The 24,117-nt window shown below is 54.2% G+C and carries 22 protein-coding genes, 1 tRNA gene and 1 pseudogene; 6 read left to right on the top strand and 18 right to left on the bottom strand.

The window, feature by feature from the left end:
• Positions 1-20: 20 nt before the first annotated feature.
• From truA to pdxB, 3 genes are all read right to left on the bottom strand, one after another.
• Positions 21-833, bottom strand: coding sequence for a tRNA pseudouridine(38-40) synthase TruA (gene truA / locus ACJ9N4_RS06585; RefSeq protein WP_182918713.1), 813 nt, complete (start codon positions 831-833; stop codon positions 21-23).
• Positions 833-1,846 carry an aspartate-semialdehyde dehydrogenase gene (locus tag ACJ9N4_RS06590; protein WP_182272163.1) on the bottom strand — a complete coding sequence of 338 codons (1,014 nt, stop codon included), beginning with the start codon at positions 1,844-1,846 and terminating at the stop codon, positions 833-835. The genes truA and ACJ9N4_RS06590 overlap by 1 nt, the downstream gene beginning before the upstream one ends.
• Before the next feature lie 66 nt (positions 1,847-1,912).
• Positions 1,913-3,049 carry a 4-phosphoerythronate dehydrogenase PdxB gene (gene pdxB / locus ACJ9N4_RS06595; RefSeq protein ID WP_182272164.1) on the bottom strand — a complete coding sequence of 379 codons (1,137 nt, stop codon included), beginning with the start codon at positions 3,047-3,049 and terminating at the stop codon, positions 1,913-1,915.
• Positions 3,050-3,162: 113 nt separating this feature from the next.
• On the opposite strand from pdxB, the gene flk reads away from it, so the two are divergent.
• Positions 3,163-4,167 carry a flagella biosynthesis regulator Flk gene (gene flk / locus ACJ9N4_RS06600; protein WP_182272165.1) on the top strand — a complete coding sequence of 335 codons (1,005 nt, stop codon included), beginning with the start codon at positions 3,163-3,165 and terminating at the stop codon, positions 4,165-4,167.
• Positions 4,168-4,226: 59 nt separating this feature from the next.
• Here the strand turns inward: flk and ACJ9N4_RS06605 are convergent, their stop codons facing one another.
• Together ACJ9N4_RS06605 and fabB are read right to left on the bottom strand one after the other, a co-directional pair.
• A complete protein-coding gene (locus ACJ9N4_RS06605) occupies positions 4,227-5,405 on the bottom strand; it encodes an MFS transporter (protein ID WP_182918714.1) in 1,179 nt (392 codons plus the stop codon).
• A gap of 208 nt (positions 5,406-5,613) precedes the next feature.
• A complete protein-coding gene (gene fabB / locus ACJ9N4_RS06610; RefSeq protein WP_182272167.1) occupies positions 5,614-6,828 on the bottom strand; it encodes a beta-ketoacyl-ACP synthase I in 1,215 nt (404 codons plus the stop codon).
• 158 nt (positions 6,829-6,986) lie between these two features.
• Between fabB and mnmC the strand changes: the two genes are divergently transcribed.
• Entirely contained in the window at positions 6,987-8,984 is a 1,998-nt protein-coding gene (mnmC, locus tag ACJ9N4_RS06615; RefSeq protein WP_182918715.1) for a bifunctional tRNA (5-methylaminomethyl-2-thiouridine)(34)-methyltransferase MnmD/FAD-dependent 5-carboxymethylaminomethyl-2-thiouridine(34) oxidoreductase MnmC, read from the top strand.
• A 46-nt stretch (positions 8,985-9,030) separates the two neighbouring features.
• On the opposite strand, the gene ACJ9N4_RS06620 is transcribed toward mnmC, so the two are convergent.
• From ACJ9N4_RS06620 to prmB, 6 genes are read right to left on the bottom strand one after another with little or no spacing between them, the layout of a single operon-like run.
• Positions 9,031-9,309 (bottom strand): YfcL family protein, encoded by a 279-nt coding sequence (locus ACJ9N4_RS06620; protein WP_182272169.1) that lies wholly within the window; start codon positions 9,307-9,309, stop codon positions 9,031-9,033.
• Between the two features lie 13 nt (positions 9,310-9,322).
• Positions 9,323-9,868 (bottom strand): elongation factor P hydroxylase, encoded by a 546-nt coding sequence (locus ACJ9N4_RS06625; protein WP_182272170.1) that lies wholly within the window; start codon positions 9,866-9,868, stop codon positions 9,323-9,325.
• The gene (locus tag ACJ9N4_RS06630; RefSeq protein ID WP_182918716.1) at positions 9,868-10,677 is read right to left on the bottom strand and encodes a sulfite exporter TauE/SafE family protein; all 810 of its coding nucleotides are present in this window, start codon (positions 10,675-10,677) and stop codon (positions 9,868-9,870) included. Before ACJ9N4_RS06630 ends, ACJ9N4_RS06625 begins: the two co-directional genes overlap by 1 nt.
• Positions 10,677-11,501 carry a penicillin-insensitive murein endopeptidase gene (mepA, locus tag ACJ9N4_RS06635; RefSeq protein ID WP_182918717.1) on the bottom strand — a complete coding sequence of 275 codons (825 nt, stop codon included), beginning with the start codon at positions 11,499-11,501 and terminating at the stop codon, positions 10,677-10,679. The genes ACJ9N4_RS06630 and mepA overlap by 1 nt, the downstream gene beginning before the upstream one ends.
• Positions 11,502-11,503: 2 nt before the next feature.
• On the bottom strand, positions 11,504-12,589 hold the full coding sequence (gene aroC / locus ACJ9N4_RS06640; protein WP_411500353.1) for a chorismate synthase: 1,086 nt from the start codon (positions 12,587-12,589) through the stop codon (positions 11,504-11,506).
• Positions 12,590-12,649: 60 nt separating this feature from the next.
• A complete protein-coding gene (gene prmB, locus ACJ9N4_RS06645; protein WP_182272174.1) occupies positions 12,650-13,582 on the bottom strand; it encodes a 50S ribosomal protein L3 N(5)-glutamine methyltransferase in 933 nt (310 codons plus the stop codon).
• Between the two features lie 145 nt (positions 13,583-13,727).
• Here prmB and smrB point away from each other — a divergent pair, with 145 nt between their 5' ends.
• Positions 13,728-14,279 (top strand): endonuclease SmrB, encoded by a 552-nt coding sequence (smrB, locus tag ACJ9N4_RS06650; RefSeq protein WP_182272175.1) that lies wholly within the window; start codon positions 13,728-13,730, stop codon positions 14,277-14,279.
• A gap of 48 nt (positions 14,280-14,327) precedes the next feature.
• On the opposite strand, the gene sixA is transcribed toward smrB, so the two are convergent.
• The 4 genes from sixA to ACJ9N4_RS06670 form a co-directional block, all read right to left on the bottom strand.
• The gene (gene sixA / locus ACJ9N4_RS06655) at positions 14,328-14,813 is read right to left on the bottom strand and encodes a phosphohistidine phosphatase SixA (RefSeq protein ID WP_182272176.1); all 486 of its coding nucleotides are present in this window, start codon (positions 14,811-14,813) and stop codon (positions 14,328-14,330) included.
• Positions 14,814-15,022: 209 nt separating this feature from the next.
• Positions 15,023-17,170 (bottom strand): fatty acid oxidation complex subunit alpha FadJ, encoded by a 2,148-nt coding sequence (fadJ, locus tag ACJ9N4_RS06660; protein ID WP_182918718.1) that lies wholly within the window; start codon positions 17,168-17,170, stop codon positions 15,023-15,025.
• A complete protein-coding gene (fadI, locus tag ACJ9N4_RS06665) occupies positions 17,170-18,480 on the bottom strand; it encodes an acetyl-CoA C-acyltransferase FadI (RefSeq protein WP_182272178.1) in 1,311 nt (436 codons plus the stop codon). The genes fadJ and fadI overlap by 1 nt, the downstream gene beginning before the upstream one ends.
• 240 nt (positions 18,481-18,720) lie before the next feature.
• The gene (locus ACJ9N4_RS06670) at positions 18,721-19,005 is read right to left on the bottom strand and encodes a YfcZ/YiiS family protein (protein ID WP_182272179.1); all 285 of its coding nucleotides are present in this window, start codon (positions 19,003-19,005) and stop codon (positions 18,721-18,723) included.
• Positions 19,006-19,377: 372 nt separating this feature from the next.
• Between ACJ9N4_RS06670 and fadL the strand changes: the two genes are divergently transcribed.
• Positions 19,378-20,718, top strand: coding sequence for a long-chain fatty acid transporter FadL (gene fadL / locus ACJ9N4_RS06675; protein WP_182918719.1), 1,341 nt, complete (start codon positions 19,378-19,380; stop codon positions 20,716-20,718).
• Positions 20,719-20,762: 44 nt separating this feature from the next.
• On the opposite strand, the gene mlaA is transcribed toward fadL, so the two are convergent.
• The gene (gene mlaA / locus ACJ9N4_RS06680; protein ID WP_182272180.1) at positions 20,763-21,515 is read right to left on the bottom strand and encodes a phospholipid-binding lipoprotein MlaA; all 753 of its coding nucleotides are present in this window, start codon (positions 21,513-21,515) and stop codon (positions 20,763-20,765) included.
• 478 nt (positions 21,516-21,993) lie between these two features.
• Here mlaA and ACJ9N4_RS06685 point away from each other — a divergent pair.
• Together ACJ9N4_RS06685 and ACJ9N4_RS06690 are read left to right on the top strand one after the other, a co-directional pair.
• Positions 21,994-22,068 (top strand) — tRNA-Arg (locus ACJ9N4_RS06685).
• 362 nt (positions 22,069-22,430) lie between these two features.
• Positions 22,431-22,718 (top strand): tyrosine-type recombinase/integrase, encoded by a 288-nt coding sequence (locus ACJ9N4_RS06690; RefSeq protein WP_411500354.1) that lies wholly within the window; start codon positions 22,431-22,433, stop codon positions 22,716-22,718.
• A gap of 53 nt (positions 22,719-22,771) precedes the next feature.
• Here ACJ9N4_RS06690 and ACJ9N4_RS06695 read toward each other — a convergent pair.
• Both ACJ9N4_RS06695 and licT read right to left on the bottom strand, forming a co-directional pair.
• A pseudogene (locus ACJ9N4_RS06695) lies at positions 22,772-22,894 on the bottom strand (IS3 family transposase); the annotation flags it as partial.
• A 255-nt stretch (positions 22,895-23,149) separates the two neighbouring features.
• Positions 23,150-23,980, bottom strand: a complete 831-nt coding sequence (gene licT, locus ACJ9N4_RS06700) for a BglG family transcription antiterminator LicT (protein ID WP_182918721.1) — start codon at positions 23,978-23,980, stop codon at positions 23,150-23,152.
• Positions 23,981-24,117 lie beyond the last annotated feature (137 nt).

The raw sequence follows: 24,117 nt of genomic DNA on the forward strand, positions 1-24,117 counted from the left end.
AAACCTTAATTGCACCGTGTTTAGTCCGCCAGGAAAAGCGGGCCCATTGGCGGTTTTGGAAGTTCGAACCGTTCCGGATAATCCACCGAGACCAGATACAACCCTTCCGCTTTCGCCGTAGCTGCTGCAAGCGTTCTGTCCTTCGCCGCCAGCAGTTCTGCAATCCAGCTCTCCGGCTGGTGTCCGGCACCCACTTCCATCAGGCTGCCCACAATATTCCGAACCATATGATGTACAAAGGCATTGGCTTTGATATCCACCACCACATACGCGCCAAAACGGCTGACGTTTATGTGCATGACGTTACGCCACGGCGTGCGGGACTGACACTGCACCGCACGAAACGACGTAAAGTCATTTTCACCAATCAGACACTGCGCCGCACGATGCATACGTTCTGCATCAAGCGGTTCATAAAAATGCGTCACGCCCTGGCTTAACACCGCCGGACGCAGGCGCTGATTGTAGATAACGTAGCGGTAACGGCGCGCGGTGGCGCTGAAACGCGCATGAAAATCATCGGGGACATCTTTAACCCAACGTACCGCGATGTCTCCAGGTAAATTCGCATTAACACCCAGCGTCCACGCAGCGTCTTTGCGCATTGCGGTGGTTTCAAAGTGAACCACCTGGCCGGTACCGTGCACGCCGGCGTCCGTGCGCCCGGCGCAGAGAACGCTTATCGGCTCATTCGCCACCTGAGAGAGCGCTTTTTCCAGTTTTTCCTGAACACTGCGCACCTCATTCTGACGCTGCCAGCCATAATATTTACTGCCATCGTACTCAATACCGAGGGCAATTTTATGGACAAGCTTTTGTTCCACGTCGGACATCAGTACAGGTACTCCTGCACCAGTTTTTCCGCAATTTTGACCGCCATCAGCGCACCACCAAAGCGAACGTTGTCGGCAACCGACCAGAACTGAACCTGCTCCGGCATACCGTAATCGTTGCGTACACAGCCGACGGAAAGATGCGCACTACCGGTCGCATCGCCAACCTGGGTTGGGAACTCGCTCTCCTCAGACAGCACGATGTCTTCGCCACGGGCAAACGCATCACGCGCCTCTTCTGCCGCCAGAGGACGCAGCGCTTCAAAGCTCACCATCTGCGCATGACCGTAAAAGACGGGTGACTGCACAACGCTCGCGGAGATCATCAGACCATCATCCTGCAGAATTTTGCGGGCTTCATCGACGATACGGCGCTCTTCACGTACAGAACCCTGGTTGTCCGGCAGCAACGGCAGCATGTTGAATGCCAGCTGACGACCAAAGAAATCGTCTTCATCAATCGGGATACCGTTCAGCAGCTTTGCGCTCTGCCCTGCCAGCGCATCGACAGCTTTTTTACCGTGCGCGGAAGCTGACAGCAGGCTGGTCACGGTAATACGCGACAGGCCACCGTCATCGATCAACGGTTTCAGCGCGGTAAGCAGTTGGCTGGTCAGGCTGTCCGGTACCGCAATGATGTTGCGGTTACGGTAGTCAGTCAGAACGAATGGATTCACATCCGGCACAACCAGAGGAACATCCGGCTCCATTGAGAACAGGCCGCTTAAATCAATCACCAGACAGCCCGCGTTGGTCGCTTCTTCGCAGTAAGAAGCCGTGGCCTCAACGCCCGCAGCAAAGAACGCCAGCTGCACCTGCGTCCAGTCAAATTCAGCCGCATCCTGAACCATGACGGATTTACCGCCAAAACGCAGATGTTCACCGGCGCTGTCAGTGCGCGCCAGTGCAAAAATTTCACCCACCGGGAACTGACGCTCAGCAAGGGTTTCGAGCAGGGCTTCACCCACGGCACCCGTGGCCCCCAATATGGCAATGTTCCAGCCTTCAGACATGGTGGTTACTCCAGAAATAAAAAAGCGTCCCTGCCGGAGTATCCGACAGGGAGCATTAAGAAGACATTAACGTACCGGGTGATGAACGGCGTTAAAACCCAGTTTATGCAGCAATGACGCAGCCTGGGCATCATCGCAAATAACATACAGGGAAGACCATTCGCGACGTTCAAGATAATTCTTGCGCAGCTTGTCAAATTCGCCCGGAATACCCGCTGATTTACGCAGCAGCGCATCATCGCGGCGCACATCATACACCAAATGCACCAGCCTTTTCAGCGTTGCCTCGTCGAGGGGACCATGAAGGGTAATACGGCCAAATTCAGGCGCGGGTAATAGTGTATCCAGCGCCACCTGTTGCGGATGGCCGATAAAGGCGCTGTAGGCCTCAAAGACCTGGGTGGTGCCACGCGCTTTACCTTCGAGGGTATAACCCGCAATATGCGCGGTACCGACGTCCACCTTGTTAAGCAGCGCAACGTTGAGATCCGGCTCCGGCTCCCAGACGTCCAGTACCACGCTGAGATCCTGCCCTTCTTCCAGACATTTCAGCAGCGCGGCGTTATCAACCACCGGGCCACGGCAGGCATTTATCAGAATAGTGCCAGGCTTCAGACAACGGATCAGGGTTTCGTCGGCGAGGTGCAGAGACTTGTACGGCCCCTCTTTGAACAGCGGCGTGTGGAAAGTGATCACATCGCACTGCTCAACCAGCTCGTCCAGCGAACGGAAGTCCCCGTCATCGCCGTTATCTTTACGCGGCGGGTCGCACAGCAACGTGCGAATACCTAATGCATCAAGGCGCTTTTGCAGGCGTCCGCCCACGTTACCCACACCGACAATACCGACAGTGCGGTCTTTCAGCGCAAAACCATCACGCTCGGCCAGCATCAACAGGGAGGAGAAAACATATTCCACAACGGCAATGGCGTTACAGCCAGGTGCAGCTGAAAAACCAATCCCCGCCTGCTTAAGCCATGTGTCATCCACATGATCCGTCCCTGCCGTTGCCGTCCCGACGAACTTAATCGCTTTGCCGGAGAGCAACGCCTCATTTACTTTAGTCACCGAGCGCACCATCAGTGCATCTGCGTCATCCAGTTCGCTTACCGGGATCGGGCGACCAGGGACAGCCTTAACGTTACCGAGGCGGCTAAACAACTCGCGCGCGTAAGGCATATTTTCATCAACGAGGATTTTCACGTCTGAGTACCTGTTTGAGAGGAAGAAAACCCATCAAGTGTGCCATAATCTCGCCGCCAGGCATATAACTATGCCGGGTTTACGCAGAGTTTTGACTTTAAGGATTTTTGACGATGCAGCCCATTTCAGGTACGCCGCCGCGCCCCCCAGGTGATGGCCCCGTAACGCCCAACATCGCAGGCGAACAGCCACTTTCCACGCAACAGCGCACCGTGCTGGAGCGGTTGATCACGCGTCTGATTGCGCTGACTTCGCAGCAAAATGCGGAAGTGTGGGCCGGCGTGAAGCACGATCTGGGCGTGAGGAACGATGCACCGCTACAGTCGCGTCATTTCCCCGCTGCCGAGCAAAACCTGAACCAGCGTATTAACACCGCGCAGCAAAATCACACCACCCGCCAGATTGTCTCGCAGCTGACCGAGCTGTTAGGCCAGGGCAATAACCGCCAGGCAGTGAGTGATTTTATTCGTCAACAGTACGGCCATACTGCGCTGAGCCAGCTTACGCCGGAACAGTTGAAAACCGTGCTGACGCTGCTACAAAGCAATCAACTTTCTATTCCGCAGCCGCAGCAACGCCCGGCAACTGAACGTCCGCTGCTGCCTGCCGAGCACAACACGCTCAAGCAGATGGTGACCAAACTGGCCGCCGCCACCGGCGAGCCGACGAAGCTCATCTGGCAATCCATGCTGGAGCTTTCGGGTGTGAAAGAGGGCGAGATGATCCCGGCAAAACAGTTTGCGCATCTGGTCACCTGGCTCCAGGCACGCCAGACGCTCAGCACCCAGAATACCCCTACCCTGCATACGGTACAGGCCGCGCTGAAACAGCCGCTGGAGCCACACGAGTTTGAAACGATACGGGATTACGCTCAGCAAACCTGGCAGGCCACACCGCAAACGGTGCTGACCACCGCGCAGGTGCAGGATTTACTGAATCAGATCTTTGTCCGCCGCACCGAGCGCGAAGGCGGTGTGCCGGAAGTGCGGAACATTCAGCCAATCTACAGCCCACTGTTTGCGCCGGTTGTGGAAACCTTCAGGACACTGTCTGCTCGTCCGGGGCTGATGTTTATTGCGTTGATGATTGCGCTGGTTATTTTCTGGCTGGTTGCGTAAAGCACCTACGGTTCATGCTTTTGTAGGCCCGGTGAGCACAGCGCCACCGGGCAGAAAAACTAAACGCTACGAAACGCGACCAGCGTTACCACAATCCCGACAACCGCAGAGACCGCCCCCGCGAGGAAGACTGACGGGTAGCCAAACGACGTGGCTAACAGTCCTGCCAGCGGTCCGGTTACCCCGTATGAGATATCCTGAAACGCTGCATAGCCGCCAAGCGCGGTACCACGTACCTGCGGGGCCACGCGCTTCACTACTTCAACACCAAGCGCCGGGAAGATTAACGAACAACCACAGCCGGTCAATGCCGCACCGAGCAGCGCAACCGACGCGACGGGGGCCTGCCACAGCAGTACCAGGCCGATCGTCTCAATCACCAGCGAAGCCACTGCCACCTTCACACCGCCAAAACGATCCGGCATCCAGCCGAACAACACACGCATCAGCACAAACGCACCACCAAACGCGGTGAGCGTAAAACCTGCCATTGCCCAGCCACGGCTAATAAAATACAAAGAGACGAAGGTACCAATCACCGCAAAGCCTACGCCCTGGAGCGCCAGACCCAGACCCGGCTGCCAGATTTGACCAACCACGCGCCACAGAGAAGGTCGCTCACCTTTATGCGCGGGCACTTTACGTACCGAACCATTAAACGCCCAGGCCAGCAGCGGCAGTACCATCGTGGTACCTGCCAGCGCCGCAAAACCAAACTGGCTGTGGATCAACAAACCCAGCGGCGCACCTGTCGCCAGTGCGCCATAGATGGCCATTCCGTTCCAGGACATCACCTTACCTGAACGCGTGGGGCCAACCAGCCCCATTCCCCAGGTCAGGGTGCCGGTCAGCAGCTGGCTTTCGCCGAAGCCGAGGATTAAACGCCCCACCACCAGCAGCGCAAATTTATAAGCAGTATCTACCGGCAAAAGTGCAGCCAGCAGCCATGCCCCACCCGCCAGACCGCAGGCGAACATGCCCTGCAGGGCTGAGCGTTTTGCACCATGCTGATCCGCCAGACGTCCGGCGTATCCCCGGGTTAAAACCGTGGCTAAAAACTGAATACCGACAGCAACGCCGACCAGAGTGTTGCCATAGCCCAGTTCCTGGTGAACGAACAGCGGGATCACCGGCAGCGGCAAGCCCACAGTCATGTAGGTCAGGAATACCGCAAAGGCGATACGAAACAGCGAGATATTCGCTGAAGAGGGTGTTTCTGTTTGAGTGACTACAGTCATGCTTTACTCCGAAATGAAGAGTAAGGCGGGGAAATGCCACGCCCCCTCTGCCTGATTATCAGGATTAAGGTGCGTTGGTTGACGTTAAACGCTTACGCATTATCGTGATGATAATGTTGAACTCTGGAGTTTGCCTGTGAGATCAGCAGGTTGTCAATGCATAAAAAAAGGGAGCCTGTTGGCTCCCCTTCCGAATCAAACATAAAACTTATTTCAGCTTACGCATCACCAGCGTGGCATTCGTACCGCCGAAACCGAAGCTGTTGGACATAACGGTTGTCAGCGTCGCTTCTGTTGGTTTGGTCACGATGTTCAGGCCAGCAGCCTGCTCGTCCATCTCTTCAATGTTGATACTTGGGGCGATAAAGCCGTTTTCCAGCATCAGCAGAGAGTAGATAGCTTCCTGCACGCCCGCAGCACCCAGAGAGTGACCGGTCATTGCCTTCGTTGCAGAGATTGCCGGGCTGTTGTCGCCAAACACTTCACGGATCGCACCCAGTTCTTTCACGTCGCCCACTGGTGTAGAGGTACCGTGAGAGTTCAGATAGTCGATTGGTGTATCAACACCCTGCATCGCCATCTTCATGCAGCGCACCGCGCCTTCGCCTGATGGAGCAACCATGTCAGCACCATCGGAAGTTGCGCCGTAGCCAACGATCTCAGCATAGATGTGAGCACCACGTGCCAGAGCGTGTTCCAGCTCTTCAACCACAACCATACCGCCGCCGCCTGCGATGATGAAACCATCACGGTGTGCATCATAAGTACGGGATGCTTTTTCCGGGGTTTCGTTGTACTTGGTGGACAGTGCGCCCATCGCATCGAACTCACAGGCCATTTCCCAGCCCAGCTCTTCGCCGCCGCCAGCAAATACGATGTCCTGTTTACCCAGCTGGATCTGCTCTACCGCATTACCGATGCAGTGTGCAGAAGTCGCACAGGCTGAGCTGATGGAGTAGTTCACACCGTGGATTTTGAATGGTGTTGCAAGGCACGCAGAAACCGCTGAGCCCATTGCTTTGGTCACCACGTAAGGGCCAACCGCTTTCAGACCACGCGGGCTACGCATAGCGTCAGCACCAAATACCTGCGCTTTTGAAGAGCCGCCGGAACCAGCAATCAGACCTACACGCGGGTTGTTCTGATAATCTTCTTCTTTCAGACCTGAATCCGCGATGGCTTCACGCATGGAGAGATAAGCATAAATAGAGGCATCGTTCATGAAACGAACCACTTTACGGTCAATCAAACCGGTGGTGTCCAGTTTGACATTACCCCATACGTGGCTACGCATACCTGAATCTTTAAACTCTTCAGAGAAAGTGATCCCGGAGCGTCCTTCACGCAGAGATGCCAGGACTTCCTGCTGGTTATTACCGATGCTGGAAACGATGCCCAGGCCAGTAATCACTGCACGTTTCATTCAATACCTCTGTAAGTCACACTAAAGTAAGTTTCGAGTCGCACAATAGCGTACACTTGTACGCCGAACAAGTCCGATCAGCCAATTTCTGCGGAAATTTGCACCGATGAGCTCACATCGTTAAGATCGCGCCACTGCCTGTCAGACGAGTAACTTACGTGAAACAAAACGCTATACAACCCGCCAACCTCGAATTCAACGCTGAGGGTACACCTGTTTCCCGAGATTTTGATGACGTCTATTTCTCTAATGATAACGGACTGGAAGAAACCCGTTATGTTTTCCTTGAGGGAAACCGGCTCAGCGCCCGCTTCCCCTTACACCCACGCAACCTGTTTGTGGTGGCAGAAAGCGGGTTCGGTACCGGACTGAATTTCCTGACCCTCTGGCAAGCGTTTGACCAGTTTCACGCGGCTCACCCTGAGACTACGCTCCAAAGGTTACATTTCATCAGTTTTGAAAAATTCCCGCTCACTGCGCACGATTTGACGCTGGCTCATCAGCACTGGCCGGAACTTGCGCCGTGGGCAGAACAACTTCAGGCACAGTGGCCTCCCGCCGTCGGCGGCTGCCATCGTCTGCTGCTGGACGGCGGGCGCGTCACCCTGGACTTATGGCTGGGTGATATCAACGACCTGACCGATAAGCTTGATGATTCAATGAATCAAAGCGTGGACGCCTGGTTCCTGGACGGCTTTGCCCCTGCCAAAAACCCGGACATGTGGAGCCCACATCTCTTTGCTGCGATGGCGCGGCTGGCGCGTCCTGGTGCAACGCTCGCCACTTTTACCTCGGCAGGTTTTGTTCGCCGTGGGTTGCAGGAAGTGGGCTTTACCATGCAAAAAACCAAAGGCTTTGGCCGTAAGCGCGAGATGCTGGTCGGGGTAATGGAACAAGAGCTGGCGATCCCCGCACAGGCCCCCTGGTTTGCCCGCAGCCACAGCACCGCCCGTGAAGTCGCGATCATTGGCGGAGGCATTGCCAGCGCCCTGCTCTCACTTGCACTTTTACACCGGGGCTGGCAGGTCACGCTCTACTGTGCTGACGATGCCCCGGCACAAGGTGCCTCAGGTAACCGCCAGGGGGCACTCTATCCCCTGCTCAGTGCCCACGATCCGGCACTGAGTCAGTTCTTCCCGGCGGCATTTACCTTCGCCCGTCGCCTGTATGACAGGCTACCGGTCGCGTTTGACCACGCGTGGTGCGGCGTTACGCAGCTCGGCTGGGACGAGAAGAGTCAGCAAAAAATCGCACAAATGTTGTCACTGGGGTTGCCAGAAGAGATAGCACATGCGGTGACAACACAGCAGGTCACTGAAACCGCGGGTATTGATACCGGGTGCGATGGTATTCAGTACCCGCTCGGCGGCTGGTTGTGCCCGGCTGAACTGACAACAGCGGCAATAACCCTCGCGCAGTCACGCGGACTGGCAGTGCATTATTCCCACAAGGTTGAATCACTTAGCCGGACAGAGCACTGGAATCTGCTTTTTGCCAATGGCAAACAGGCACAGCATGCAAGCGTAGTGCTGGCGAATGGTCATCACATCAACCAGTTTATCCAGACGGAAAAGTTACCGCTTTACCCTGTTGGCGGCCAGGTGAGTCATATACCGACGACGCCGGAGCTGGGGAAATTGCGGCAGGTGCTGTGTTACGACGGGTATCTGACACCACAAAACCCATCCAACGGCCACCACTGTATTGGTGCCAGCTACCATCGCGGCCAGACTGACATGCACTACAGCGACGCGGATCAGCAGCAAAACCGCCAGCGCCTGATCGATTGCTTCCCACAGGCTGGCTGGGCGAAAGACGTTGATGTCAGCACAGGTGAAGCACGCTGCGGCGTACGCTGCGCGACACGCGATCATCTGCCGATGGCAGGTAGCGTGCCTGACTATGAAGCCACACTCGCAGCCTATCAGTACCTCGCTGAAAACAAGGATGCCGCGGTGAGCGCACCGGTATATCCGGAGCTGTTTATGCTGGGTGGTCTGGGGTCGCGCGGATTGTGCTCGGCACCGCTGCTGGCTGAAGTATTGGCCGCACAGATGAGCGATGAGCCGATCCCACTGGACAGTACCACGCTCGCGGGACTCAACCCAAACCGGTTGTGGGTACGGAAATTGCTGAAGGGAAAAATGGTTAAGTAGAGTGCGGTATGATGCCCTCTCCCACAGGGAGAGGGCGGAAAAACCATTACTTAACGTTGGCCTGTTGGAACAGGTTTTCCCACATGCCCAGCACTAAGGACTGGTCGCGCGGAGAGAGCTCACCGGCCTGGATGGCTTTCTCCAGGCTGCGGGTGACTTCAACATGCACAGCGTCGGCAGAGTGATCGTCCCCTGTTTCAAGCTCGGCTACCGCCAGCGTCAGGTGACCACGCAGATAACCGCTGGCGAACAGCTCATCATCACTGGCGTGTTCCACCATGTCATCAATTAACGCCAGAATGCGTGATTCAAATTCTGCGATCATCTTCTTTCCTCTGTTAAAGATCTTCCGGCCACGGGAAGCATTCCGCCGTGATCTCCGGCGTATGGTAATAATTCTGTAAGGCCCTGATAAGCGTCGCAGGACGCGCCGGGATACCTTTATCAAGATATTCCATCACCTGCGCATGAACGCGGCGCTGGAACACAATACGGTCTGGCTCGAAGTCACCGTCGAGGTTGTCGCAGCTGACATTGAACGGGAAACCTGCCGCTACGCACAACAACCATTCCAGAGCCTGCGGTTTCACTTCCACGTCTTCAAACTGCCCTTGCGTCGCGGCATCGCGGCCGTCCGGGCAATACCAGTAACCGAAATCCACCAGTTCACGACGCGCTTTCCCCGCAATGCACCAGTGAGAAATCTCATGCAAGCCGCTGGCATAGAAGCCATGTGCAAAGACGATACGGTTATACGGAACCTCGTCATCAGCTGGAAGATAAATCGGTTCGTCGTCGCCTTTAATCAGACGGGTATTAAAATCACCGGCAAAACAGCCGTCGAAGACCTCAATCAGCTGTTCGTATTTATGCGTACTGTTCATTAGTTCATCCCCAACCAGTGGAGGATCTCCTGTCCGTGGCTGTCATAAAGAAGTTTGGCACTCATCACCGCCGACACCACAACGATCATTGGGCGGATCAGCTTTTGTCCTTTGCTTAACACCAGACGTGAACCTGCACGCGCCCCCAGGAATTGCCCCACCATCATCACAAAGCCGGTCGCCCAGATGACTTTGCCACCAATAATGAACAACAGCAGGCCGCCTACGTTCGAAGTCGCATTGAGTACTTTGGCATGAGCGGTCGATTTAGCGAGGTTAAATCCGGCCAGCGTCACGAACGCTAACGCGTAAAACGACCCCGCGCCGGGGCCAAAGAAGCCGTCGTAAAAGCCGACGCAGCCCCCGGAAATCAGCGCAAACGGCAGGCCATGCAGACGACGATGCCGGTCCTCTTCACCGAGCTTTGGCATCAGCAAAAAGTACAGGCCAATGCAGATAACCAGAACCGGCAGGATCTGGCGCAAAATGTCAGACTGCACGTGCTGAACCAGTAGCGCACCGGAGGTGGAACCGATAAAGGTCATCAGGATATTGAGCTTCTGGTCGGCCAGGCTCACTACCTTGCGGCGGATAAAATAGAGCGATGCGGAGAGCGACCCACCGCAGGCCTGAAGCTTGTTGGTGGCAAGCGCCTGAGCCGGGTTCATGCCCGCCGCCAGCAGCGCCGGAACGGTCAGTAAACCACCGCCGCCCGCCAGGGCATCAATGAACCCGGCCAGCATTGCCACAAAAAAGAGCACCACCAGCAGCAGTGGTGACACCATAAACAGATCGACGAAATTATCCATTAAAGTACATGCTCATCCAGTAGCGCCTGACAGGAAGGCGGCAACGGAGGCGGTGTCTTCTTCTCAGGCTTAGAGGTTCCAGGTTTTGCCGGTTCAAACCAGCTTTGCAGTTCCGCGCCACAGCCATCGCCTGACGGTGGTAACGGCTGGTCTTCACATTCCAGACTGTTCGCCGGGCAGCGCAGACGAACGTGCATATGCGCACGATGCTGGAACCACGGGCGCACTTTGCGCAGCCAGTCACGGTCGGTTCCTGCATCCAGACAAAGCTGCTGCTTGATAGCCGGGTTAACAAAAATCCGCGTGACGTCATTATCTTTTGCCGCCAGCTTGATCATGCTGGAAATATCTTGTGTCCAGAGCGACGGTACAACGCTTTTGCCGTCACTCGCCACCAGATCCAGCGCCTGTGGTTTCAGCAGCTGTGCTGAACTCCAGCGACCTTTCGGCAGTTGCAGGAAGATATCGACATCCAGTCCGGTCTGGTGACTGGCATGCCCACCGTTGAAGCGACCACCAGCAGGCATTCCCATATCGCCAATCAGCATCGTTCCCAGACCCCGGTTATGCACCTGACTCCCCAGACGCTGAATAAACAGCACCAGATCCGGGTGGCCGAAGTAACGACGCTGATCGGTACGCATTACCTGGTAAGAACTGGACTGCAGAGGAAGTTCCTGCGCACCAACGATACAGCCGTTCGAAAATGCACCAATAGACTGCGCACTCCCCGACACCGGGTGGGTGATTTTTTGCCACGGCGTCGCGGCCAGACTGACTCCGCTGGCAAACAGCGCCAGCAGAGCAATTGCGGTTTTTTTCATGTTTACCAGCGTGGAATGGTGGTCGTCACATCCGCATTCTGCGCACGCTGGCGCAGGAAGTGATCCATCAGCACGATCGCCAGCATCGCTTCTGCGATCGGCACCGCGCGGATCCCCACACACGGATCGTGACGTCCTTTGGTGATCATCTCAACTTCTTCGCCAGAGCGATTAATCGTGTGACCCGGCACGGTAATGCTGGATGTCGGCTTCAGCGCAATATTGGCAACAATCTGCTGTCCACTGCTAATACCACCGAGAATACCGCCCGCATGATTACTCTGGAAACCCGCTTTGGTGATTTCGTCGCGGTTCTGGCTGCCACGAAGCTGAACCACGTCAAAACCGTCGCCAATCTCTACCCCTTTCACCGCATTGATGCTCATCAGCGCGTGCGCGATGTCGGCATCGAGGCGGTCAAATACCGGCTCACCCCAGCCTGGCGGCACGCCGTCAGCGACCACGGTCACTTTCGCACCGATGGAGTCGCCCTCTTTTTTCAGGCCACGCATCAGTTCGTCCAGTGCGTCCAGTTTGTCGGCATCGGCACAGAAGAACGGGTTTTGCTCAACCTGATCCCAGTCTTTAATGGCCAGTGGAATATCGCCCATCTGGGTCAGACAACCACGGATCACAATACCAAATTTCTGCACCAGGTATTTTTTGGCAATCGCTCCTGCAGCCACGCGCATGGCGGTTTCGCGTGCGGAAGAACGACCACCGCCGCGATAGTCGCGAAAACCGTATTTTTGCTCATACGTGTAGTCAGCATGGCCCGGGCGGAATACGTCTTTGATGGCACCGTAGTCCTGGGAACGCTGATCGGTGTTTTCAATCAACAGACCAATGCTGGTGCCGGTGGTGCGGCCTTCAAAAACGCCTGAAAGAATTTTGACCTGGTCCGGCTCGCGACGCTGCGTGGTGTAGCGAGAGGTGCCCGGACGACGACGGTCGAGGTCGTACTGTAAATCTGCTTCGGTCAGTTCGATGCCTGGCGGTACGCCATCAACGATACAGCCCAGTGCCAACCCGTGCGACTCACCAAAGGTGGTCACGCGGAATAACTGTCCAATACTGTTTCCTGCCATCACGGCTCCGATGTCGTTATTTGTGTGTGAGCGTTGTGAAACGGGCCGAAGCCCGCTGGATTAATCTTTGTAAATGCTGAAGTGTTCGCGCGCATCGAGAAGCTGCGCCTTGGTCAGCATAAAGACGCCATCACCGCCGTTGTCGAACTCAAGCCAGGTGAACGGCACATCCGGATACTGCTCTATCAGATGTACCATGCTGTTGCCCACTTCACAAATCAGAACGCCGTCATCGGTCAGATAATCCGGCGCGCAGGCCAGGATACGGCGCGTCAGTTTCAGGCCATCAGAGCCTGATGCCAGACCCAGTTCCGGCTCATGGCGATATTCATTTGGCAGATCCGACATGTCTTCCGCATCAACGTACGGTGGGTTGGTGACAATCAGATCGTACTGCAGCGTTGGCAGGTCACGGAACAGGTCAGAACGGATTGGCGTGACGTGATGGATCAGGCCATGTTCTTCGATGTTGTGCTCGGTTACGGCCAGCGCATCGGTGGAGATATCCACTGCGTCCACTTCCGCTTCCGGGAAGGCATACGCACAGGCAATAGCGATACAACCGCTACCGGTACACATATCCAGAATGTGCTGCGGCTGATGGTTAATCAGACCATCAAAGTGGTTGTTGATAAGCTCACCAATCGGCGAACGCGGCACCAGAACACGCTCATCCACGTAAAACTCGTGACCGCAGAACCAGGCTTTGTTGGTCAGATAGGCAACCGGAATGCGCTCGTTAACGCGGCGGATCACACGCTCAACAATGCGGTGTTTTTCGCTGGACGTCAGGCGCGCGGAGCGCATGTCTTCCGGAATATCCAGCGGCAGATAGAGGGACGGCAGCACCAGCTGAACGGCCTCATCCCACGGGTTATCGGTACCGTGTCCGTACCAGATATTGGCGGCGCTGAAGCGGCTAACCGACCAGCGCAACATGTCCTGTATGGTATGCAGCTCGTTTACTGCTTCATCGACAAAAATTTTATCCACTCTTTCCTCCAGGGCATGCTCGCATAATTTTCGGCGGCTAGTTTGCCATGAAGACGGCGATAAATCAGCAATGACGCGTACCGCTTGAGGTTAAAAAATGCGTTTAGTCAGGTACACTACGGGAATTCAGAGATGAGACAGACAAATGAAAAAGAAAACATCGCTCAGCGAGGAGGATCAGACGCTCTTCCGACAGCTTATGACCGGGACGCGTCAAATCAGGCAGGACACCATTGTCCACCGCCCGCAGCGCAAAAAAATCACCGAAGTACCGGTCAAGCGTCTTCTGCAGGAACAGGCCGATAACAGCCACTATTTTTCAGATGAATTTCAGCCGCTGCTTAATACGCAGGGAGCCGTGAAGTACGTCCGTGAAGACGTCAGCCACTTTGAGCTGAAAAAATTACGTCGGGGGGATTATTCGCCGGAGCTGTTTCTCGATCTGCACGGGTTAACACAGATGCAGGCGAAACAGGAGCTGGGGGCGCTGATTGCCGCCTGCCGCCGTGAGCATGTTTTTTGCACCTGCGTGATGCACGGGCACGGTAAACATATCCTGAAGCAACAGACGCCGCTATGGCTGGCTCAGCATCCACACGTAATGGCTTTTCATCAGGCACCAAAAGAGTACGGCGGTGATGCCGCATTGCTGGTGTTGATTGAGGTTGAAGAGTGGCAGCCGCCCGAGCTGCCCTGACAGGATGGCGGGAGGCACAGCCTGCACCCCGCCCTGTCGCACGTCACGTCAGATAGCTTTAGCCATCTTCAGATTGCACGGACTCATTTGCCAGTTGAAGACCCCTTTGCCCGTTTCATCAAGGGAAACATTGGCAATAGCGGACGTCGAGAACATCGGTGGCGTCTCACCCGGGCACAGCTCAGATACCAGATAGCCAACCAGTGGCAGATGGGAAATGACCAGCGCAGACGCGACACCTTCATTGCACAGCGCCTGAAGATAGGCACTCACAAGGCCAACATCGCCACACGGGGTAAGTTCAGGAAGAACATCGACACCGGCCGGCAGGTTCATACACTCCCCTACCACATCCAGCGTCTGTTCTGCGCGCAGGAATGGACTCACCAGCACACGTTCGATGTCCACTTTTTGCCCCTGAAGCCAGTTAGCCATCAGACGGGATTCGTCGCAGCCACAGACGGTCAAAGGACGTACTGAGTCACTGGCGGCATCGAGTGCCGCGTCGCCGTGACGCATGATAAAAACTTGCATATTGCACCGCTTTTGTTAACCAGAATCACCAGCGTTGACTACCTGCGATAACGTCGGAGAGGTAGAAAACCTGGTGGTCGGGCATTGTGCCTGATCCATTCGGTGAATGAAACGCTGTTTTTTACCTCAATGGCGTAAGTATAGTCAATATCTGTTTACAAATTCGCCAGAACAGGTTTACTCACTTCAGGATTTACCCTTCTTTGACCTCAACTTACGAGAGCAGTTTCCCTTGAAGACCAAAATGTCTGGCCCCGTTCCGCCATCTGCAATAATTCATCACACGGTGTAAACCGCGAGCCATACTGAGAGGCAAGACGTTGCAGGGTCGCAACCACGTCACCCGCACCGAGGGTATCCATATACCGGAACGGGCCGCCGAGGAACGGCGGGAAACCAATACCAAACACAGCACCGATGTCGCCATCGCGCGCGTTTTTGATAACCTGCTCGCCAAAACAGCGAGCGGCTTCGTTAAGCATCATCATCACACAGCGTTCAGCACACTGGGCTGACGATAATTTTCCCTGCCCGGTCGTCGGAATAAGCCCATAAACTGAAGGGTCGACCTGTTTCTTGCTTGTACGCCCTTTTGCACCGTAAAGATAGAAACCGCGTTCATTTTTTCTGCCTTTGCGATCATCCTTCAAAATTGCAGAAACAATGTTTGCAGGTGGGCTAAAACGATCGCCATAAGCTGCTTCCAGTACAGGTATAATTTTAGTGCCGGTATCTATTCCTACCTCATCCAAAAGTTGGATTGGGCCGACAGGGAAACCACACTTTACCAGCGCCTCATCCACATGTTCGATCTTCTCCCCTTCCGTCAGTAACCGCATGGCTTCATTGATATAGGGAGCCAGAATACGGTTAACGTAGAAGCCCGCTTTGTCTGCTACCACGATGGGGGTTTTGCCCTGTTTTTTCGCAAGCTTCACCACAGTGGCAACGGTTTGTGGGCTGGTCGTGGCGTGGGGAATAACCTCTACCAGCGGCATTTTTTCAACCGGACTAAAGAAATGCAGACCAATGACCTGCTCCGGCCGTGCGGCTTTCGACGCAATATCGCCAATCGGTAATGACGACGTATTTGAGGCAAAAATGGTGTGCGGCGCACAGTGTTGCTCGACGTCAGCCACCATCTGTTGCTTAAGTGCCAGGTCTTCAAATACCGCTTCAATGACCAGGTCTCGATGCGCAAAACCGCTGTAATCCGTCGTACCAGTGATGTACGCCAGGGTTTTATCACGCTCATTAGCCTTGATATGGCGGCGCTTGACCTTCTGATCAAGGTTCTGCCAGCTGTACTGTAGCGCGTGGTTGATCCCCTTCGCGTTAATGTCCTTAATACGGACGGGTAATTTGCCTTTGCTTGCGGTGACAAACGCAATACCGCCGCCCATCAGCCCACCGCCCAGTACGCCAACCGAGCGCAGCGGAGCAGGTTCGGCCTCACTGCCCGGGTCTTTTTTGACGTCGGTACTGGCAAAGAAGATGCTGCGCAGCGCCTGCGACTGTGGCGTCATCGCCAGCTCGCCGAAGGCTTTTGCTTCTGCGGCATAGCCGCTGCTGCAGCCCTGCGACAACCCGGTTTCAATAACCTCCAGGATCCGCTTCGTCGCCGGATAATTACCTTTGGTTTTTTGTTCGGTTTTCTTGCCCACCATGCTAAACAACAGCGCACGCCCCAGCGGCCCGGCAAGGACGCGTTCACGCACCGGGAGATGGCGTTTTGCCTGACGTCCCCTCAGTGCCAGCTCAACGGCGGCATCCAGCAAAATAGAATGCGGTACCACTTCGTCAACCAGGCCAGCTTTCAGCGCCTGGCGGGCGCGTAACTGCTTACCGGTTAAAATCATCTCCAGCGCCGTACTGACGCCAATCAGGCGCGGCAGGCGCTGCGTTCCACCAGAGCCTGGCAACAGCCCTAACTGCACTTCTGGCAGCCCCAATACGGTTTTCGCATCGTCAGTACAAATACGGCTATGGCAGGCCAGCGCCAGCTCCAGACCACCGCCCAGGCACGCACCGTGGATCGCAGCGATCACCGGGATCGGCAGAGCATGGATTTCCGCCATGACCTGCTGCCCCTGGCGTGCCAGCGCTTCGGCTTCCTGAGCGCTTTGTGCGCGGGCGATCATGTTGATATCGGCCCCGGCAATAAAGTTGTCCGGCTTTGCCGAAATAAATACCAGACCGCGAATCATCTTGTTTTCGCGGATCTGCTTTAACATCTCACGGACCTGAACGCCAAACTCGGCCTTCAGGGTATTCATTTTTTCATCAGGTACATCAATGGTGATAACAGCCACGTTATCGGGGCGAACGGTCAGATTAAATGCAGATACCATGTCCATTATTCCGCCTCCAGAACCATTGCTGCGCCCAGGCCACCTGCCGCGCAGGCGGTGACAAGACCAAAACCGCCACCACGACGGCGTAACTCATGCAATGTCTGAGTGATCATCCTTGCCCCTGTCGCCGCAAACGGATGACCGTAGGCAATGGAGCCCCCCAGCACATTGAATTTACTTTCATCCACTTCACCCGTGGCATGGGTGCGACCAAGAACATCACGGGCAAAACGCTCGCTCGCCAGAAGATGTACGTTTGCCAGAGTTTGCGCGGCAAAGGCTTCGTGCATATCAATCAGGGTTAAATCAGCAAGAGTCAGCCCCGCACGATCCAGCGCCAGCGGCGTGGACCAGGCTGGCCCTAACAGCATGTCCTGCCAGACATCAATGGCCGTGAACGCGTAGCTGCGCAGATAACCCAGCGGTTTGATACCCAGCTCTCTGGCGCGGGACTCCGTCATCAGGATCACTGCAGCTGCGCCATCCGTCAGCGGTGTACTGTTAGCCGCTGTGACGGTGCCATGTTTACGATCAAATGCCGGACGCAGTTTTGCGTAATCGGCCAGCGTCGACGAACCGCGAATATTGTTATCTTCCACGAGGGGTTCGCGGTAAGGCGGAATATAGGCGGTCATCACTTCATCGGCCAGTTTGCCTTTCGCCCAGGCTTTTGTCGCAAGCTGATGCGAACGATACGCCAGCGCGTCCTGCTGTTCACGCGTAATACCGTAGGTTTTCGCCATCTGTTCGGCGGTGTCGCCCATGCGCAGGCCGGTGGAGTATTCAGCCACAGCGGGCGGGACAGGCATCAGATCGCGTAAGCGTAAACGCGAGAAGAGTTTGAGCTTCTGCCCGACAGTGCGGGCTTTGTTAACGTCCACCAGAACGCGCGCCAGTTTTTTACTCACGCCGATCGGCAGCACCGAGGAGGAGTCTGCCCCGCCGGCAATCCCGGCACGGATAGTCCCTGCCATCAGGCTTTCCGCCACGTTAGCGACGGCCTGGAAGCTGGTCGCACAGGCGCGACTGACGCTGTAGGCATCGGTATGTACATTCATCCCCGTGCCCAGGACAATTTCACGCGCAATATTTGGTGCTTCCGGCATTTGAACCACCTGGCCAAAAACCAGTTGTTCGATCACCTCAGGCGGTATTTCGCTGCGAGCCAGCATCTCCCCCACCACCATTTTCCCCAAATCGACAGCGGGTATGCCATGAAACGCCGTAGCCTGACGCACGAACGGTGTACGCAATCCACTGACAATGGCAATGCGATCGCCCTGACGGGTAATAAGCGGTAATGCCTGACTCATAACACTCCCCTGTAAAATTTTTTGCGCAAACACAAAGTGGTCTGACCTGATAATAGTCTTAACCATTTTTTTACATTCAGCCAATCAGGGAAACGAAAAAGTGCGAGCTAAAACACAGAGAAGAAAAAGAAAACGTCACGGAGGTAAAAGCAAAACGGCAACCCGAAGGTTACCGTTTTTTAGTGGTTGCACGCTCACCCCTGGGAAATGGTCGGGAGTGAGAGTATCAGGCCGCAGAGGTTAACGCAGACCCAGCTGGAAAATCAGCGTTTCGGCTTCGCAGGCAAATACAAAATCGATATCCAGCTTCACGCCACCTTCCACTTCCGTGAAAGTGGACTTGATTTCGCACGGCTCGGATTCCACATCGCGCGCGCGCTTGCTCAGTGCGGTCAGGGTTTCTTCCGCTTCAGCACGGTTAGCGAACACGCGGCTGTAGGAGGCGGTGCAATCGGAGTTGTCCATGATGGTACCAACATCCATACAGCAGCAAACCGGGGTTTCATCAGCACTGCATTTACTCATAGCTCAATTTCCTCTGTATTCGCGCCAGGCGCGAGATAAACACGATACTGATATTTTACGCCCCGATGCTGACGCTCTCCAGCCGTTAATGGCGTAAAAGTGGATAAGTGACCAATATCACACTAAAAAATGATCTAAAACAAAAATCACCCTTTTGAGTGAGTCGCGATGGTCACATTTTTGCCAACCAGATCTCGTTTCAGGAAACATGTTTGAAAATATTAATAAACAAACTTGCAACATTCTAGCTGGTCAGACCTATACTCACGCCACTGGTCTGATTTGTCTGTTATACCTCAGACCCTACACTTCGCGCTCCTGTTACGGTATGTAACAATTATTGAATAAAAATAACTCGATGAGGTTATGGTCATGAGCCAGAAAACCCTGTTCAACAAGACTGCGCTGGCAGTCGCAGTGGCAATCGTCTCTACTTCCGCCTGGTCAGCGGGATTTCAGTTAAACGAATTTTCTTCCTCTGGCCTGGGCCGTGCGTATTCCGGGGAAGGCGCTATCGCTGATGATGCAGGTAACGCAAGTCGTAACCCAGCCCTGATTATGATGTTTGACCGCCCGACGTTCTCTGCCGGTGCGGTCTATATTGACCCGGATGTCAATATCTCCGGTAAATCACCGTCCGGTAAGAGCCTGAATGCGGACAATATCGCCCCAAACGCCTGGGTTCCTAACGTACATTTTGTTGCACCTATTAACGATCAGTTTGGTTGGGGAGCATCTGTTACTTCTAACTTTGGTCTGGCGACCGAGTATGGCGATAACTATGCTGCGGGCACGATGGGCGGTAAAACTGACCTGAAAACCGTCAACCTGAACCTGAGTGGCGCTTATCGTCTGACCGAAAACTGGAGTTTTGGTCTTGGTTTTGATGCCGTCTACGCCGATGCAAAAATCGAGCGCAATGCGGGTGATGCCGGTATGCTGGCGGCCGGTCAAATTCTGGCTCAGGTACCAAACCTGCCTGCAGCAGCACGTCCAGCCGCTATCGCAAAAGCGAAACAGCTGGCCGCCATCCCGGCCGATACCCAGATTGCACGCCTGAAAGGCAGCGAGTGGGGCTATGGCTGGAACGCCGGTATTCTGTATGAGCTGGATAAAAACAACCGTTGGGGTTTAACCTACCGTTCTGAAGTTAAAATCGACTTCGACGGCGATTACAACAGTAATATGAACACCGCTATCCCGGGCTTCCCGTACCCAACCGGTGGCAGGACCGTTCCGGGCTCTCTGACGCTCAACCTGCCAGAGATGTGGGAAGTTTCCGGTTACAACCGCGTTGCACCGCAATGGGCAATTCACTACAGCATGGCTTATACCAGCTGGAGTCAGTTCCAGGAGCTGAAAGCAACTGGCTCAAATGGCCAGACACTGTTCTATAAAGATGAGAGCTTTAAAGACTCTTACCGTATCGCGCTGGGTACAACCTACTACTACGATACTAACTGGACCTTCCGTACCGGTATCGCCTTTGATGATAGCCCGGTTCCGGCTCAGACCCGTTCCATCTCTATCCCGGATCAGGACCGTTTCTGGCTGAGCGCGGGTGCCACTTATGCGTTCAATAAAGATGCTTCTGTTGACGTCGGTGCCTCCTACATGCACGGTCAGAGCGTGAACATCAAAGAAGGCCCGTACGAGTTCCGTTCTGAAGGTAAAGCCTGGCTGTTCGGTACTAACTTCAACTACGCGTTCTAATCGCGCAGGGATCAAAAAAGGTGAGCATTGCTCACCTTTTTTATTTACTGCGAATCAATATCTTTTAGTTCGTTTTCGATAGCCTTCGCGTTTGGATTCTCTTCCGGCTTCAGCTTGCCGCCATTGGCAATAAAGTCATGGTTCTGGAAGTAGGCTTCACGCACCATGATGTATGGATCAGAAGACTGACGCAGCAGACCATCAGAGTCGAGCAGCTGCGCACGTGTTTCAATCCCTTCCACCGTCCATTTACCAATCGACAGCGGCCAGGTCAGCCACGACAGCACCGGATACAGCGTATCCACCATATCGCCGCCATCATCACGGAGCGTAAAGCTACCGTAGAACGGTAACTGCATGTACGGGCCGTAACCAACGCCATAATTGCCCAGAGTACTGCCGAAGCGGTGCGGCTGCTCGCGCTGTAGCTTCTGGTTAGCCATACCGGCAACATCAATAAAGCCACCCATCCCTAACAGGCTGTTCAGGAAGAAGCGGGTAAAATGCACCATCCCCTGGTACGGGTCGCCTTGCAGGAAGTAGTTCACCATCACCGCAGGCTCTTCCAGGTTACTGGTGAAATTGCTCAACCCGTTACGTGCAGGCTGGGGAACGTAGTCACGCCATGCAACCGCTACCGGACGGATAACATATGGATCCAGCACGTTATAGTTGAAGCTGTACATGGTACGGTTAAATCCTTCGAGAGGATCGGAGCGTCCCGTTTGTTCTCCAGTGCTGGCACAACCCACAAGCACCGTTGCGCTCAGCGCAAGCGCCGACAGCCGAAGTTTCATAAATATCTCCCTGTTCAGTATGGCTATCGTTGATTGCCATCCGTAACGGAGCATCTGGCGCTCCGTCTGTACACGTGCAAGCGATTGTAACAGCACGTTTACCGATGTCCACGAACACAATTACGGGCAGTAATCACCGTCACTCTGATCTCAGCATAGCCTGGCTTTAAGGTTTCGTTTCGCCGGGAATTTTATAATAACTTTGAAAGAGATGTATCGCCTTTGTTGCCATCGCCGGTAATTTAAGAGCATCCCCACGGCTGCCAGGCAAAGCTGACTGCGCTTCACCACCAGCGTCTCCCTAATCCTGGGCTGCAATGACGGAAATCCACACGCAAAAAAAGTGAAGAGAGAAACCAGAAATGAGGAAAATAATGATAAATCAGCAAAAAAATTGGCCTGAATGGTGACTCTTTAAGCAGTCAGGTGGTTGTGCGCTTAACGCAAAGTGCAAATAACGCTATACTCGTGCCGCTTCGTCCCCTTAGTTAAATGGATATAACGAGCCCCTCCTAAGGGCTAGTTGCAGGTTCGATTCCTGCAGGGGACACCAGATACACCTCTCCTGACGTCTACCGAATTCAATAACCCCCCCTTGTAACCAGTATTAAACCTCCAATATCGACAACTCCATGTCAGCCGGTGTCTACCCATTTCAACGTAAATCAATACGTATATGGGGCCTTATAGCTCGCGCTAAACGAGATGAAGCCAGAAAGGTATAGCGAATGATAAGAATCCCAGTGAGGTCAAAAAAGCCGAGCAGCTAGCCAAAAAGATCTTGGTTACAAACACTTTTGAAGCAATCACTCTCGAGTGGTACGACGCAAAAATCTCTGGCTGGCCGAAGAATTATGCTGACTACGTTATGCGAGCTTTTAAAATAATGTCTTCCCTTATTTAGTCTCTCAGCCAGTGAATGAAATTAAGCCCCTGGAGCTTTTATCTGTATTGCAGCGAATGGAAAAACGGGGAGCACCAGAACTTGCTAACAAAGTGCGTCAGCGTTGTAGTGAGGTCTTTCGCTACGCGATTGTGACAGGTCGCGCCGAATACAACCCGGCGACTGTTCTTGGTGCCGCGTTGCAAAGACATGAAAAACAGCACTATCCCTTTCTTACCTCCGCGGAACTACCGGAGTTTTTGGGCAAGCGGTCAAACTACTCAGGAAGTCTCATTACGCTTCTCGGTTGCTCATGCTGACAGGTTCAAGAAACGTAATGGACTGACCCCGCAATCGTAGACAAATTCTGTCCTCACGACGAGGCCTGTTCAAAGGCCTCCTGAGTGACGTCGCCGAGATGACTGTGACGCCGGACCCGGTTACAGAACACTTCAATGTAATCGAAGATATCCACCCGGGCCAGCTCCCGGCTTTTACCGCATGTTTCCCTGATTTCATTCAAATCGCCATGGATCCGCCGATAACCATATACGGGCAAAGTACCGCGCGACCTTTTTCAGAATATCCCGTTCCTCTTCAGTGCGCTTCAGCTGTGCCCTGAGATTCAGGTGTAAATCGTGGTGTACCCATATGCTCCTCCTATTCTCAAACTATAGGGCAGGATCATCTACCGGGGCGTGGTAAGTCCAATCAGGATTTCCAGGTGTCCTGAATTATCGATCCACTACACTCAAACTTCTTTTCGCACACGCTCAATGTGAATGGTGAGGAACATGATCTCCTCAGTGGTCAGTTCCCGCTGGTACGCCTTGCGCAAATGCAATGCAATTTTCTCGGCACATCTCCAGGCCCGGGAATAGTTTTCTTTGACTGCACTATGCAACGTTTCATCATCATCCGGCACCACGGTACGTGTCAGCATGCGCTGAGCAAAGAATTTCAGATGAGTCACAAAGCGCTGGTAGCTCAGAGTACTTTCATCGTATTCCAGATGCAGTTGATACTTCACCAGATTAAGGATCTCCTGCATCACCTGAGTGATGTGCATTACCTCAGGCATTTCGCTATTAAGCTGCGCGGTCACCAGATGAAGTGCAATAAATCCGGCTTCATCTTCCGCCAGATCAACATTGAGCCGTTGGCTGATAATCGTCCTCGCCTCCTGTCCCAGTTCAAATTCCCGTGGGTACAGGCGCTGGGTTTCCCATAACAGCGCATTTTTGATCGCCAGCCCTTTTTTTTGTCGTTCAATGGCGTAGTGGCAATGGTCAGTCAGGGTAATGTACAGACTCTCCTGTAGTTTTCCCAACCGCAAGCGCGCCAGTTCAATAATGCGGTCGCAGGTAGTCATCACCTCCAGCGGGATCTGATTCATCAGATCCCCCAAACGATTAACCAGTTCATCACTTTGCAGTGCGAACACTTTCTCGATACGCGACTCATCCAGCGCGTCACCAACCCGCTTCTGAAACGCAAGACCACGCCCCATCACAACCTGTTCGCGCTGCTGTGCATCGAGAATAACGACAACATTATTATTAAGAATTTTGGCGATGAGCATCTGAACCCCAAAAACAAAAAAACCTGACTCCTGACAGTCGCCAGAAATCAGGTTTTGCCTGCAGTACGCAGTTACAATCCATTCGTGTAATCTAACACTTCAGCGTTTTTATTTGAACCGCCTGGGTAAAAAACGTG

The organism is Enterobacter sp. LM3, assembly GCF_046622475.1.
Classification (GTDB): domain Bacteria; phylum Pseudomonadota; class Gammaproteobacteria; order Enterobacterales; family Enterobacteriaceae; genus Enterobacter; species Enterobacter cloacae_P.

Coding starts and splice junctions, on each gene's coding strand:
- truA (WP_182918713.1), bottom strand. CDS start 833: ATGTCCGACGTGGAACAAAAGCTTGTCCATAAAATTGCCCTCGGTATT.
- ACJ9N4_RS06590 (WP_182272163.1), bottom strand. CDS start 1,846: ATGTCTGAAGGCTGGAACATTGCCATATTGGGGGCCACGGGTGCCGTG.
- flk (WP_182272165.1), top strand. CDS start 3,163: ATGCAGCCCATTTCAGGTACGCCGCCGCGCCCCCCAGGTGATGGCCCC.
- ACJ9N4_RS06605 (WP_182918714.1), bottom strand. CDS start 5,405: ATGACTGTAGTCACTCAAACAGAAACACCCTCTTCAGCGAATATCTCG.
- fabB (WP_182272167.1), bottom strand. CDS start 6,828: ATGAAACGTGCAGTGATTACTGGCCTGGGCATCGTTTCCAGCATCGGT.
- ACJ9N4_RS06620 (WP_182272169.1), bottom strand. CDS start 9,309: ATGATCGCAGAATTTGAATCACGCATTCTGGCGTTAATTGATGACATG.
- ACJ9N4_RS06625 (WP_182272170.1), bottom strand. CDS start 9,868: ATGAACAGTACGCATAAATACGAACAGCTGATTGAGGTCTTCGACGGC.
- ACJ9N4_RS06630 (WP_182918716.1), bottom strand. CDS start 10,677: ATGGATAATTTCGTCGATCTGTTTATGGTGTCACCACTGCTGCTGGTG.
- mepA (WP_182918717.1), bottom strand. CDS start 11,501: ATGAAAAAAACCGCAATTGCTCTGCTGGCGCTGTTTGCCAGCGGAGTC.
- aroC (WP_411500353.1), bottom strand. CDS start 12,589: ATGGCAGGAAACAGTATTGGACAGTTATTCCGCGTGACCACCTTTGGT.
- smrB (WP_182272175.1), top strand. CDS start 13,728: ATGAAAAAGAAAACATCGCTCAGCGAGGAGGATCAGACGCTCTTCCGA.
- sixA (WP_182272176.1), bottom strand. CDS start 14,813: ATGCAAGTTTTTATCATGCGTCACGGCGACGCGGCACTCGATGCCGCC.
- fadJ (WP_182918718.1), bottom strand. CDS start 17,170: ATGGACATGGTATCTGCATTTAATCTGACCGTTCGCCCCGATAACGTG.
- fadI (WP_182272178.1), bottom strand. CDS start 18,480: ATGAGTCAGGCATTACCGCTTATTACCCGTCAGGGCGATCGCATTGCC.
- ACJ9N4_RS06670 (WP_182272179.1), bottom strand. CDS start 19,005: ATGAGTAAATGCAGTGCTGATGAAACCCCGGTTTGCTGCTGTATGGAT.
- fadL (WP_182918719.1), top strand. CDS start 19,378: ATGAGCCAGAAAACCCTGTTCAACAAGACTGCGCTGGCAGTCGCAGTG.
- mlaA (WP_182272180.1), bottom strand. CDS start 21,515: ATGAAACTTCGGCTGTCGGCGCTTGCGCTGAGCGCAACGGTGCTTGTG.
- licT (WP_182918721.1), bottom strand. CDS start 23,980: ATGCTCATCGCCAAAATTCTTAATAATAATGTTGTCGTTATTCTCGAT.